Annotated in this window: 10 protein-coding genes; 7 read left to right on the forward strand and 3 right to left on the reverse strand. The window is 69.0% G+C overall.

The genetic code is table 11. The annotated features are described in order from the left end of the window. Positions 1-1,971, forward strand: a complete 1,971-nt coding sequence (locus IEY79_RS20530; RefSeq protein ID WP_189109008.1) for an ATP-dependent DNA helicase — start codon at positions 1-3, stop codon at positions 1,969-1,971. A 153-nt stretch (positions 1,972-2,124) separates the two neighbouring features. Here IEY79_RS20530 and lexA read toward each other — a convergent pair whose 3' ends face one another. Next, on the reverse strand, positions 2,125-2,910 hold the full coding sequence (gene lexA / locus IEY79_RS20535) for a transcriptional repressor LexA (RefSeq protein ID WP_189109009.1): 786 nt from the start codon (positions 2,908-2,910) through the stop codon (positions 2,125-2,127). Positions 2,911-3,466: 556 nt separating this feature from the next. Between lexA and nrdR the strand changes: the two genes are divergently transcribed. The 5 genes from nrdR (at position 3,467) to IEY79_RS20560 (ending at position 9,902) form a co-directional block, all read left to right on the forward strand. After that, positions 3,467-3,976 (forward strand): transcriptional regulator NrdR, encoded by a 510-nt coding sequence (gene nrdR, locus IEY79_RS20540; protein WP_189109010.1) that lies wholly within the window; start codon positions 3,467-3,469, stop codon positions 3,974-3,976. Positions 3,977-4,228: 252 nt separating this feature from the next. Continuing rightward, positions 4,229-7,123, forward strand: coding sequence for a vitamin B12-dependent ribonucleotide reductase (locus IEY79_RS20545; protein WP_189109011.1), 2,895 nt, complete (start codon positions 4,229-4,231; stop codon positions 7,121-7,123). Positions 7,124-7,377: 254 nt separating this feature from the next. Continuing rightward, positions 7,378-7,980 (forward strand): TetR/AcrR family transcriptional regulator, encoded by a 603-nt coding sequence (locus tag IEY79_RS20550; protein ID WP_189109012.1) that lies wholly within the window; start codon positions 7,378-7,380, stop codon positions 7,978-7,980. A gap of 224 nt (positions 7,981-8,204) precedes the next feature. Next, on the forward strand, positions 8,205-8,954 hold the full coding sequence (locus IEY79_RS20555; protein ID WP_189109013.1) for an SDR family oxidoreductase: 750 nt from the start codon (positions 8,205-8,207) through the stop codon (positions 8,952-8,954). 90 nt (positions 8,955-9,044) lie between these two features. Beyond that, a complete protein-coding gene (locus IEY79_RS20560) occupies positions 9,045-9,902 on the forward strand; it encodes a TIGR03620 family F420-dependent LLM class oxidoreductase (protein WP_189109014.1) in 858 nt (285 codons plus the stop codon). A gap of 68 nt (positions 9,903-9,970) precedes the next feature. On the opposite strand, the gene IEY79_RS20565 is transcribed toward IEY79_RS20560, so the two are convergent. Both IEY79_RS20565 and IEY79_RS20570 read right to left on the reverse strand, forming a co-directional pair. Then, entirely contained in the window at positions 9,971-10,498 is a 528-nt protein-coding gene (locus IEY79_RS20565; RefSeq protein ID WP_189109015.1) for a TerD family protein, read from the reverse strand. A 142-nt stretch (positions 10,499-10,640) separates the two neighbouring features. Continuing rightward, positions 10,641-11,597, reverse strand: coding sequence for a DUF1152 domain-containing protein (locus tag IEY79_RS20570; protein ID WP_189109016.1), 957 nt, complete (start codon positions 11,595-11,597; stop codon positions 10,641-10,643). A 75-nt stretch (positions 11,598-11,672) separates the two neighbouring features. Here IEY79_RS20570 and IEY79_RS20575 point away from each other — a divergent pair, with 75 nt between their 5' ends. After that, the gene (locus tag IEY79_RS20575) at positions 11,673-12,278 is read left to right on the forward strand and encodes a YdbC family protein (protein ID WP_189109017.1); all 606 of its coding nucleotides are present in this window, start codon (positions 11,673-11,675) and stop codon (positions 12,276-12,278) included. The last annotated feature ends 58 nt before the right edge of the window (positions 12,279-12,336 follow it).

A 12,336-nucleotide genomic window follows, 5' to 3' on the forward strand; every position in this document is an offset into this window, starting at 1 on the left:
ATGACGAAGCCATCTCTCTCCGAGCTCCTCCATGCCGCCGTCACCGCAGTCGGCGGTGTGGAACGCCCAGGCCAGGTCACCATGGCCGAGGCCGTCGCGGAGGTCATCGACGACAACTCCCATCTGCTCGTGCAGGCCGGCACCGGCACCGGAAAGTCACTCGGCTATCTGGTGCCCGCGCTGGCGCACGGCGAGCGTGTCGTGGTGGCCACCGCGACCCTGGCCCTGCAGCGCCAGCTCGTGGAGCGTGACCTTCCGCGCACGGTCGACGCGCTGAGCCCCCTGCTGGGGCGGCGGCCCGAGTACGCCATGCTCAAGGGCCGCTCCAACTACCTCTGTCTGCACCGTCTCAACGAGGGTGTGCCGCAGGAGGAGGAGGACGGGCTCTTCGACCAGTTCGAGGCGGCGGCGCCCACGAGCAAGCTCGGCCAGGACCTGCTGAGGATGCGGGACTGGGCGGACAAGACGGAGACGGGTGACCGGGACAATCTCACGCCGGGTGTCTCGGACCGGGCGTGGGCGCAGATCTCCGTGTCGTCCCGTGAGTGTCTGGGTGCGGCGAAGTGCGCGTACGGCGCGGAGTGCTTCGCCGAGATGGCACGCGAGCGGGCCAAGCTCGCCGATGTCGTGATCACCAACCACGCGCTCCTCGCCATCGACGCGATCGAGGGCGCACCCGTCGTCCCGAAGCACGAGGTGCTGATCGTCGACGAGGCCCACGAGCTGGTGTCACGGGTGACCGGGGTCGCCACCGGCGAGCTCACCCCCGGCCAGGTGAACCGCGCGGTGCGCCGAGCGGCCAAGCTGGTCAACGAGAAGGCGGCCGACTCGCTCCAGACGGCCGCCGAGACCTTCGAGCGGCTGATGGAGCTGGCGCTCCCCGGCCGGCTCGAAGAGATCCCCGAAGACCTCGGCTACGCGCTGATGGCCTTGCGTGACGCCGCGCGTACGGTGATCTCGGCGATGGGAGCCACCCGCGACAAGTCCGTGCAGGACGAGGACGCCGTACGCAAGCAGGCTCTGGCGTCCGTCGAGTCCGTCCACAGCGTCGCGGAGCGGATCGCCAACGGCAGTGAATGGGACGTGGTCTGGTACGAACGCCACGACCGTTTCGGGGCGTCTCTGCGGGTCGCCCCGCTCTCGGTCTCCGGCCTGCTGAGGGAGAAGCTTTTCAACGAGCGTTCGGTGGTCCTGACCTCGGCCACGCTGAAGCTCGGCGGCGACTTCAACGGCGTCGGCGCGTCGCTGGGGCTGGCACCGGAGGGGACGGAGGGGGAAGACGTCCCGCAGTGGAAGGGCATCGACGTCGGCTCGCCCTTCGACTATCCCAAGCAGGGCATCCTCTATGTCGCGCGTCATCTCTCCCCTCCCAGCCGGGAGCCGTCGCGCGGCGACATGATGGACGAGCTCGCCGAGCTGGTCGAGGCGGCCGGCGGCCGTACGCTCGGACTGTTCTCGTCCATGCGGGCCGCCCAGGCGGCCGCCGAGGAGCTGCGCGGCCGGCTCGACACACCGATCCTCCTCCAAGGGGAGGAAACCCTGGGCGAGTTGATCAAGGCTTTCGCGGCCGACCCCGCGACATGTCTGTTCGGCACGCTGTCGCTCTGGCAGGGCGTGGACGTCCCCGGGCCGAGTTCACAGCTGGTGGTGATGGACCGGATTCCGTTCCCGCGCCCGGACGATCCGCTGATGAGCGCGCGCCAGAAGGCGGTGGAAGAGGCAGGTGGCAACGGCTTCATGGCCGTGGCGGCCACCCATGCCGCCCTGCTGATGGCGCAGGGCGCGGGCCGCCTCGTGCGGGCCTCGGGGGACCGTGGTGTCGTGGCCGTACTGGACTCGCGGCTGGCGAACGCGCGGTACAGCAGCTATCTACGGGCCTCGATGCCCGATTTCTGGTACACGACGGACCGCAACCAGGCCCGTCGCTCGCTGGCCGCGATCGACGCGCGGGCCAAGGCGGACGGCCGGTAGCCGGAAGGCCTGAAGGACCCAGAAGAGCCGGAGCGGGCCCGGATCACGGAACGGGCCCGACCGGCCGCGGGCCCGCGACGTACCTGGGGCGGGCACAGCGAGGCCCCGGGACCGGCGCAGTAGGTCCCGGGGCCGGCCTGAGCCGGCGAGCCCTCACACCCGCCGCAGGACCGCCACGACCTTGCCGAGGATCGTCGCGTCGTCGCCGGGAATCGGCTGGTACGCCGCGTTGTGCGGGAGCAGCCAGACATGGCCGTCCTCGCGCCGGAAGCGCTTGACGGTGGCCTCACCGTCCAGCATGGCGGCCACGATGTCCCCGTTCTCCGCCACCGGCTGGCGGCGGACCGTCACCCAGTCGCCGTCACAGATCGCCGCTTCGATCATCGAGTCTCCGACGACCTTGAGGACGAACAGCTCACCGTCACCGACCAGTTGGCGGGGGAGCGGGAACACGTCCTCGACCGACTCCTCGGCGAGGATCGGCCCGCCCGCCGCGATCCGGCCCACCAACGGCACGTACGACGCGGCGGGTTTGCCGGTGGTGTCCGTCTGCTGGGTACTCGGCTGGTCCGACCCCCGGACCTCGTACGCCCTCGGCCGGTGCGGATCCCTGCGCAGGAATCCCTTGCGCTCCAGAGCCATCAACTGATGGGCGACGGAGGATGTGCTGGACAGGCCGACGGCCTGGCCGATCTCCCGCATCGACGGGGGATATCCCCGCCGCTGCACGGAGTCGCGGATGACTTCGATGACCCGCCGCTGCCGGTCCGTGAGACCGGAGCTGTCCGCCCGGATTCCAGGAGGTCGGCCGGGCAGCGAACGGGTGGGCTTTACGCCCTCCGGATTTGCGGCTGCGTCATTCATGGCATGCACCGGCTCGAGTCGGCTCTGGGAGCGGTCCTGGGCGGTAATGGTGGCGCTGTCTGCTGCGGTGGTCACGTCGGCCCCTCTCGAAATGTTCTCCCTAGCTGGACAACGGTAGTTGCTTTCGAAAGGTTGCGCCAAACACACGTTCGAGTGAAAATCCCCGGAAGCGCTGACGCGGCAATTTCAGCGGTGTATGTGGCGCCTATTCGACACCCCTCCGCACCGCCCGCGGACCGCCCGTCCAAGGCCCGTCCACGACGTGTCCATGGGTCGCCGAGGGCCCGAAGCGGTCATGCCCGACGCCCTGGCGGCACGGCCGACGGCGCCCCCAGTGTCTCATCGGGCGGCCCGGGACCACGGGACCTTCCGGGCTCCCGTACTCTCGTGCCGGGCATCCTCGCGCCGAGCGCCGCAGGGCCGCCGATCCCTCGTCCACCGCGACACGCGCGATCGCTCCGAAGCGTGCGCGATCCCCACATGTAGTGGTTGGATTGGCTCAGTCGCCCAGAAGTAGTGGTCCCGGGTCTTTCCTCGCCGAGGCCATCGCCTATGCTGGAGACCGCTTCGTACGGCCCGTCCAGGGCCCGTCGGGGCTTCTCAGTCGTGCTGTGAAGGAGGGTCGGAAGCCATGCACTGCCCCTTCTGCAGGCATCCCGACAGCCGTGTCGTCGACAGTCGCACCACCGACGACGGGACGTCCATCCGACGCCGCCGTCAGTGTCCCGACTGCTCGCGCCGTTTCACGACGGTGGAGACCGCCTCGCTGATGGTGATCAAGCGCAGCGGAGTCACGGAGCCTTTCAGCCGCACCAAGGTCATCTCCGGTGTGCGCAAGGCATGTCAGGGACGACCGGTCACCGAGGACGCTCTCGCCCAACTCGGCCAGCGGGTCGAGGAGGCGCTGCGCGCCACCGGCAGCGCCGAACTGACCACCCACGATGTAGGGCTGGCCATACTCGGCCCCTTGCAGGAACTCGACCTCGTCGCGTACCTGCGCTTCGCATCCGTATACAGGGCGTTCGACTCGCCCGAAGACTTCGAGGCCGCCGTGGCGGAGCTCCGCAAGCGGCCTCCTGGAGAGAAAGGCGGGTCCGGCGCGACCCCCGGGGTCCCCGAGCCCGTCACCGCTGCCGACTGACCGGACACCGGCAGCGGCACCGGCACCGGTCACACCGACGTGTCGGTGACGACCGATCGGTCATCGATGGATCATCGATCGGTTACCGACCTATCGCGACAGCTCAGCGACCGATTATTGTCGATCGGGCGCCCGGCGGCGATGAGACCCGCCACGAGCGCCCCACGAGGCGCCCGTGGCATCGGACACATCACTGTGCCAAGGGAAGAACGTGGCACTTCAGGGCGTTTTCGCCTGTATATGGGAGGCGGCATGACAGAGACGGCGAGCGGTCCGACGGCGCGAGGTTCCCGGAGCAAGGGAGCCAAGACCGGCAAGGGCCTGCGTATCGAGCGAATCCACACGACCCCCGGCGTGCATCCGTACGACGAGGTGGTCTGGGAGCGCCGGGACGTCGTCATGACCAATTGGCGCGACGGGTCGGTCAACTTCGACCAGCGTGGCGTCGAGTTCCCCGGCTTCTGGTCGGTGAACGCGGTCAACATCGTCACCAGCAAGTACTTCCGCGGGGCCGTCGGCACGCCCCAGCGTGAGACGAGCCTCAGGCAGCTCATCGACCGGATCGTGAAGACGTACCGCAAGGCGGGCGAGGAGAACGCCTACTTCGCCTCGCCCGCGGACGCCGAGATCTTCGAGCACGAGCTGGCGTACGCCCTCCTGCACCAGATCTTCAGCTTCAACTCGCCGGTGTGGTTCAACGTCGGGACGCCTCAGCCCCAGCAGGTCTCGGCCTGCTTCATCCTGGCCGTCGACGACTCCATGGAGTCGATCCTCGACTGGTACAAGGAAGAGGGCATGATCTTCAAGGGCGGCTCCGGCGCCGGCCTGAACCTCTCGCGGATCCGTTCTTCCAAGGAGCTTCTCTCCTCGGGCGGCAACGCCTCGGGTCCCGTCTCCTTCATGCGCGGTGCCGACGCCTCCGCCGGGACGATCAAGTCCGGCGGCGCCACGCGCCGTGCGGCCAAGATGGTCATCCTCGACGTCGACCACCCCGACATCGAGAACTTCATCGAGACCAAGGTGAAGGAAGAGGAGAAGATTCGCGCCCTTCGTGACGCGGGCTTCGACATGGACCTGGGCGGCGACGACATCACGTCCGTCCAGTACCAGAACGCCAACAACTCGGTCCGGGTGAACGACGAGTTCATGAAGGCCGTCGAGGCGGGGGGGAAGTTCGGACTTCGCGCCCGGATGACCGGTGAAGTCATCGAAGAGGTCGAGGCGAAGTCCCTCTTCCGCAAGATGGCCGAGGCCGCCTGGGCCTGCGCCGACCCCGGCATTCAGTACGACGACACGATCAACCAGTGGCACACCTGCCCGGAATCCGGCCGGATCAACGGCTCGAACCCGTGCAGCGAGTACATGCACCTGGACAACACGTCATGCAATCTCGCCTCGTTGAACCTCATGAAGTTCCTCAAGGACGACACCAAGGGAAACCAGTCCTTCGAGATCGACCGTTTCTCCAAGGTCGTCGAACTGGTCATCACGGCGATGGACATCTCCATCTGCTTCGCGGACTTCCCGACCCAGAAGATCGGCGAGAACACCCGCGCCTTCCGTCAGTTGGGTATCGGCTACGCCAACCTCGGCGCCCTGCTGATGGCGACCGGTCACGCGTACGACAGTGACGGCGGGCGCGCGCTCGCCGGCGCGATCACCTCCCTGATGACGAGCACCTCGTACAAGCGCTCCGCCGAACTGGCCGCGGTCGTCGGTCCGTACGACGGCTACGCGCGCAACGCCGTGCCGCACCAGCGCGTCATGAAGCAGCACGCGGACGCCAACGGCGCGGCCGTGCACGTCGACGACCTGGACAGCCCGATCTGGGCCGCGGCCACGGAGGCCTGGCAGGACGTCATCCGTCTCGGCGCCAAGAACGGCTTCCGCAACGCGCAGGCCTCGGTCATCGCGCCCACCGGCACCATCGGTCTCGCGATGTCCTGCGACACGACGGGCCTTGAGCCCGACCTCGCGCTGGTCAAGTTCAAGAAGCTCGTCGGCGGCGGCTCGATGCAGATCGTGAACGGCACGGTGCCGCAGGCCCTGCGCCGCCTGGGCTACCAGGAGGAGCAGATCGAGGCGGTCGTCGCCCACATCGCCGAGAACGGCAACGTGATCGACGCGCCCGGCCTCAAGCCCGAGCACTACTCGGTCTTCGACTGCGCGATGGGCGAGCGTTCCATCTCCGCGATGGGCCACGTCCGGATGATGGCGGCGATCCAGCCGTGGATCTCCGGCGCGCTCTCCAAGACGGTGAACCTGCCGGAGACGGCCACCGTCGAGGACGTCGAGGAGGTCTACTTCCAGGCGTGGAAGCTCGGCGTCAAGGCGCTGGCGATCTACCGCGACAACTGCAAGGTCGGCCAGCCGCTCTCCGCGAAGAAGAAGGAACAGGTCGCGGAGAAGGCCGAGGACACGATCCGCCAGGCGGTCGAGAAGGTCGTCGAGTACCGCCCCGTACGGATGCGCCTGCCCAAGGGGCGCCCCGGCATCACCACGTCCTTCACGGTGGGCGGCGCCGAGGGTTACATGACGGCGAACTCCTACCCGGACGACGGGCTCGGCGAGGTCTTCCTGAAGATGTCCAAGCAGGGGTCGACCCTCGCGGGCATGATGGACGCCTTCTCGATCGCGGTGTCGGTGGGACTTCAGTACGGCGTCCCGCTGGAGACGTACGTCTCGAAGTTCACGAACATGCGCTTCGAGCCGGCCGGTATGACGGACGACCCGGACGTGCGGCTCGCCCAGTCGATCGTGGACTACATTTTCCGTCGGCTGGCGCTGGACTTCCTCCCGTTCGAGACGCGTTCGGCCCTCGGGATCCACTCGGCGGACGAGCGCCAGCGTCACCTGGAGACCGGCTCGTACGAGCCCTCCCTGGAGGACGAGGGACTGGACGCGGACAGCCTGGTGCAGTCCACCCCGCGCCCGGTGGAGCCGCTGAAGTCGGTGGGCCCGAGGGTGACGTCGAACGCGGGGGAGGCGCCGGCTCCCAAGCAGGCGCACACCTCGGCCGAACTGGTCGAGATGCAACTCGGTATCAGCGCCGACGCGCCGCTCTGCTTCTCGTGCGGCACCAAGATGCAGCGGGCGGGGTCCTGCTACATCTGCGAGGGCTGCGGGTCGACGAGCGGCTGCAGCTGAGACTGAGCGCAATCGCGTCGAGTGCACCACTCGGCAGACGCTCATCTGACGAGTAACCCCTGATGGAAAGGGCGTCGGCTTCGCGCCGGCGCCCTTTTCGCGTAGCGGCCCGCGCGTCACCGGCGCTTCCCGGCCGGCGGGTCCGGTCCGGAGCGGCCCAGAATGCCCCCACTCGGAGAAGGGCTTCGGCCTGACCGCGAAAAGGTGTATTTTAGTGTTGACTATAAAAATAGGGGCGGGGATCGGAGGCGATCATGGCTGGGGGAAGGCCGCGCAGTTTCGACAGTGACACGGCCCTTGACCGGGCCCTGGAGGTGTTCTGGCGCCAGGGTTATGAAGGCACCGGGATCACCGAGCTGACAAAGGTGATGGGCATCAACAACGCCCCCAGCCTGTACAACGCCTTCGGAAGCAAGGAGCAGCTGTTCCGGAAGGTGCTGGACCGGTACGCCGAGGGGCCGGCGCGGTATATCGGTGAGGCATTCGACCAGCCGACGGCTCGGGCGACCGTGGAGGCGCTCCTGCACGGCGCGGCGGACGCCACGACGCGGCCCGACAGTCCACGTGGCTGCATCACGGTGCAGGGGGCCCTGGCGTGCTCGCCGGACGCGGAGCCCGCACGCGAGGAGCTGACCGCACGCCGGGCCGCCGGTGAGGTCGCCCTGCGCGGACGCCTGGAGCAGGCGGCCAGTGGCGGGGAGCTTCCGGCAGGTGCTGACGCCGATGTTCTCGCGCGCTACTTCACCACCATTTACCAGGGCATCGCCGTACAGGCCGCCGGTGGAGCGACCCGGGAGCAGCTGCATCAGGTCGTGGACACGGCCATGACCGTCTGGCCGCGACCGACCGACGCCTGACCGCGCACTCCGCGCCCGCCCCACCCCGCGCGCGCCGGGGTGGGGCCCGCCTGTCCGGTCGGCGGCGCCTTCGACCGGGGACCCGCAACTCGATTCAGTTGACATGGGCCCTCTGGCGTCATAGTTTTTTAGTGACCACTAAAAAACGCGTAGGCGGGTCTGCGTGGACGGCTGTCGGCCGTCCGCCGGACCTCGCCCGCATCTCACCGAGGAGCACACCCGCCATGGGACAACTGGAAGGCAAGACAGCCGTCGTGACCGGAGGCACCAGCGGGATCGGCCTGGCCGCCGCTGAGCGTTTCGCCGCGGAGGGCGCGCACGTCTTCGTCACCGGCCGCCGCCAGGACGCGCTCGACGCCGCGGTGGCCAGGATCGGCCCCAACGCCACAGGCGTCCGCGGCGACGTGGCCGTCCTGGCCGACCTGGACCGGCTCTACGAGGCCGTGGAGCGGCAGAACCGACGTATAGACGTGCTGTACGCCAACGCGGGCGGCGGCGAGTTCGCCACCCTGGAGCAGGTCACCGAGAAGCACTTCGACGAGACCTTCGCCGGCAACACCAAGGGCATGCTGTTCACGGTCCAGAAGGCTCTGCCACTGCTCAACGACGGCGCCTCCGTCATCCTGCAGTCCTCCAACGCCGCCACCCTCGGCAACGAGGCGTTCGGCGTCTACGCGGCCTCCAAAGCGGCCGTGCGTTCCTTCGCCCGCACCTGGGCCGCCGAACTCAAGGGCCGCTCGATCCGGGTCAACGCCATCAGCCCCGGCACCATCGACACCCCCGGCATCGACGGCCTCGCCCCCGACCAGGAGCAGGCCGACCAGCTCAAGTCCTTCATGGCGGGCACCATCCCGATGGGACGCATCGGGGCCCCCGACGAGGTGGCAAGCGCCGCGCTTTTCCTCGCCTCGGACCAGAGCACCTACATCACCGGCATCGACCTCTTCGTCGACGGCGGCCGCAACCAGATCTAGGCACCGCGCGCCCCCTCCCCGGACCGGAAGCCGAGCACCCGGCCAGGGAGGGGGGCGGGCGGCCCCGACCTCACCGACAGGACACACGCAATGCAGCTGGGACAGACGGGCGTCTGGAGCATCGAACTGCGGACGGCGGACCCGCACGAGATCACCGACGCCGCGACCGAACTCGACGAACTGGGCTGGGGAGCCCTGTGGATCCCGGGTCTGGGAGGCGGCGACATCCTCGCCGACTCGCAACGGCTCCTGCGGGCCACGCGCGTGGCGAAGGTGGCCGTGGGCGTCGCGAGCATCTGGCGCCACCGGGCGGCGGACATGGCAGCAGGCCATACGCGCCTCCAGAACACCTACGGCCGCAGGCACATGCCGGGTCTCGGTGTCAGTGACCCCGCCGCCGCGCGAGATGCCGGGCGCCCGTACCGTCCGCTGGCCGACATGGGCGCGTACCTCGACCAACTCGACACCGCGCCCGCACCGGTACCGCCGACGGAACGGCTGATGGCCGCACTCGGCCCCAGGATGACCGACCTCGCGGGACGACGCACCGCCGGCGTCCATCCCTTCATGGTCACCCCGGAATACACCGCCGCGGCGCGGGACCAACTGGGCGAGGGCCCTCTCATCGCGCCCTACCAGGCGGTCGTCCTCGAACGCGACCCCGACAAGGCGCGCACAGCGGCACGCGAGTTCCTCCAGGTGTTCCTCGGCATGGACCACTACGCCCGGAGCCTGCTCCGCCAGGGGTTCACCGAGGAAGACCTCACCCACGGGGGAAGCGACCGCCTCATCGACACCGTCGTGGCCTGGGGAGACACGGAGGCCATCGGCGCACGCGTACGCGCCCACCACCGGGCCGGCGCCGACCACGTCTGCCTGCACGTCGTGGGAGCGGGCCCGGCCATGCCCCTCGCGCAATGGCGAGAGCTCGCCACGCTCAACTCCTGACGCCAGGGGCAGCTCCACCGGACGAGGCCGGGGCGGGGCCCGCCCCGCCCCGGCGCCCACCGTCGCCCTCAGATTCCGCCCATCTCTTCGGTGAACTCCTGCGGGTCGGCGTCGAAGGCCCGGAACGCCGGATGGAAGTCCCACTTCCCCAGCTCGTCCCTGGTGAACTCGGCGATCGTCGCCGCCGTCGAGCCGGGGGCCTCGGTGAAGTCGCTCGCCGTCAGCTCCGCGAGACCTTCGAGGACGCGGACCGTCGGGCGCGATATGTCGGCGAATGTGCGGCGCCCCTCGCGCTGCTGGATGACGACTCCGACGATCACGCGTACGTAGTCCGCGTTCAGCCGGTCGAGCTCCAGCTTCATCACCTCGTCGGCGCCGAAGCCCTGGCCCGTGCGGCTCTCCCTCTCCAGGATGATCGTCCCGTCGGGGGAGCGGCTGTCGAAGTGCACCAGATACGCAGGTCGGTTGCTCGGGCTGTCCGCCTTGTACGTGGCGGCCACGATGTCCAGGTCGTGCGGTGGCCGGCCCAGTTCGCTGGGATCCCATTTGAGGACGACCTCGATTTTCTGGACCCCCCTGTTGAGACTTCTGCTCACTGGTCATCCCTCCGTACGTCCAACATCACTGGCCGCAAGGCTAGTCGGCGGGACCGACAACGCACCTCCGGTAATGGCGAGTTGACGCCACTTGGCCATGATTCGCCACCCGGCACCCGCCGACGGTCCTCGGCCTGCGGACTCAGTGAGGGATGCGGCGGGGCGCCCGCGTGCGGACCTCCTCGCGGAAGAGCTCGATGGCACTGCTCACCTGACGGATCAGATGCGTGTTCTCGATACGGTCGAGATACAGGCAGCGACGCGCGACGCCCTCCAGTTCGAAGGCGAAACAGAGCGACATCAGCGGATTGACGAACAGCTCGCTGCCCCGGGTGCGGGAGGTGAACTGGACGTTCCCGAAAGAGCCCTGGACCGCCGCCGCTATGGACCCGTTCACGATGCTCGGATGCTCCGGCGTGCACTCCTGCGCGTGCGCCACCGCGTCCACGAACAGCGCGCCCTCGCGCGTCGATCGGGGCACGGAGAAGGCGCCGAGATACGCGCCGTCCCGTTCGAGCGCGGCGATGTTCTCCAGTACGAGCCCATGGCTCACCCCGTGATACGCGTCGACCCCGAAGCCCACCGAGACGATCAGCCGCTCCGGTCCGTCGATCCCGGCCAGCGCGGCGACGCTGGTCAGATCCTCCTCCGGCGTCCCCAGCCCCGACTCGTCTCCGCGCATGAGGATGTCCGTGCCGCCGTCGACCAGCACCACGGCGTCGACGTCGTACCGCTCGATCAGCGCCCGGTAGGCCGCCCGCAGCGGCTGCACGCCGACACGGCCGAAAGCGTGCACCGTGCTCGGGTACCGGTGCAGCGCCAGCCACTGCGCGAGGGTGCGCTCGGGGAAGTACGCCTGGTGCGGCGCCGTCTCCGGCGTGACGACCGCGACGTCGGGGGCGAGCCAGGAGTCCGGCGGCAGCCCTTCGACGGCGCTGAACGACAGGTTGGCGAGCTGTACCCGCTTGCCCTGGTGGAGGAGGGACAGCGCCACCGGCAGCCCCGCGTAGATGTCGAATCCGCCGCCCGCCCCCGCCACGAGCACGCTCTCGGCGGACTCCAGACGGGTGAAGAGCGGGTTGGCGTGCAGGGCTGTCATGTCGATCATTGTGCGGCTCGGACCAGGCTGCCCGGAGCGTGACCTGGGCCACGTTCGGCCCCGTACGATGGCGCGGTGCTGGTCAAGTGGATTCGCTGCACGGTGACAGACCGACGTGGTTTCGAACGGGGGCAGCGCAAGTGGGCGGGGCTGCTCGGTGAGCCGGGATTCCGGGGGCAGGGCGGGGGGTGGAGCAGAGGGCGGCCGGGGGTGGCGCACATCTTCGCCTTCTGGGAGAGCCGGGCCTTCTACGACTCCTTCATGGCGCGCTCCCACGACCGGCTGGCGGCGGCACAGTCGGGCACGTTCAGGGACGCCCAGGCCAAGCTCTTCGACTACCGCTTCGATGTGAAGACGGGTTTCGAGCCGAAGTTCACCGACGCCGACGTGGTCCGGATCGCGCACTGCAAGGTGCGCGAGGAGCGTGTCGAGCACTTCGCGCTGATGCAGGAGAAGGTCTGGAATCCGGCGATGGCCGGCTCGCCGGGGATGGTGCGCGGGGTGTTCGGGGACGCCCCGGGCAACGAGTTCCTGGTGCTCTCGATGTGGCAGTCGGCCGCCGAACACGGCAAGTACCGGATCGAGCGCGTCGAGCGGCTGTCGCTCCGCGCTCAGACCGCCGCCGACGTCGCGGCGCTGGCGGGCGATGTCGTCCAGCTCGAACCTGGCTGGACGGTCTAGGTGTATTGACCCGGAGGGTTGTTGACGCGGGCGGCCGGTGCCCGCACGGCGCGCGTAC

The sequence above is a fragment of the Streptomyces camponoticapitis genome (assembly GCF_014646115.1).
Lineage (GTDB): Bacteria > Actinomycetota > Actinomycetes > Streptomycetales > Streptomycetaceae > Streptomyces > Streptomyces camponoticapitis.

Excerpts from the sequence above, each read along its gene's own strand:
- IEY79_RS20545 (WP_189109011.1), top strand. The coding sequence starts at position 4,229 with ATGACAGAGACGGCGAGCGGTCCGACGGCGCGAGGTTCCCGGAGCAAG.
- IEY79_RS20555 (WP_189109013.1), top strand. The coding sequence starts at position 8,205 with ATGGGACAACTGGAAGGCAAGACAGCCGTCGTGACCGGAGGCACCAGC.
- IEY79_RS20550 (WP_189109012.1), top strand. The coding sequence starts at position 7,378 with ATGGCTGGGGGAAGGCCGCGCAGTTTCGACAGTGACACGGCCCTTGAC.
- IEY79_RS20570 (WP_189109016.1), bottom strand. The coding sequence starts at position 11,597 with ATGACAGCCCTGCACGCCAACCCGCTCTTCACCCGTCTGGAGTCCGCC.
- IEY79_RS20560 (WP_189109014.1), top strand. The coding sequence starts at position 9,045 with ATGCAGCTGGGACAGACGGGCGTCTGGAGCATCGAACTGCGGACGGCG.
- nrdR (WP_189109010.1), top strand. The coding sequence starts at position 3,467 with ATGCACTGCCCCTTCTGCAGGCATCCCGACAGCCGTGTCGTCGACAGT.
- IEY79_RS20530 (WP_189109008.1), top strand. The coding sequence starts at position 1 with ATGACGAAGCCATCTCTCTCCGAGCTCCTCCATGCCGCCGTCACCGCA.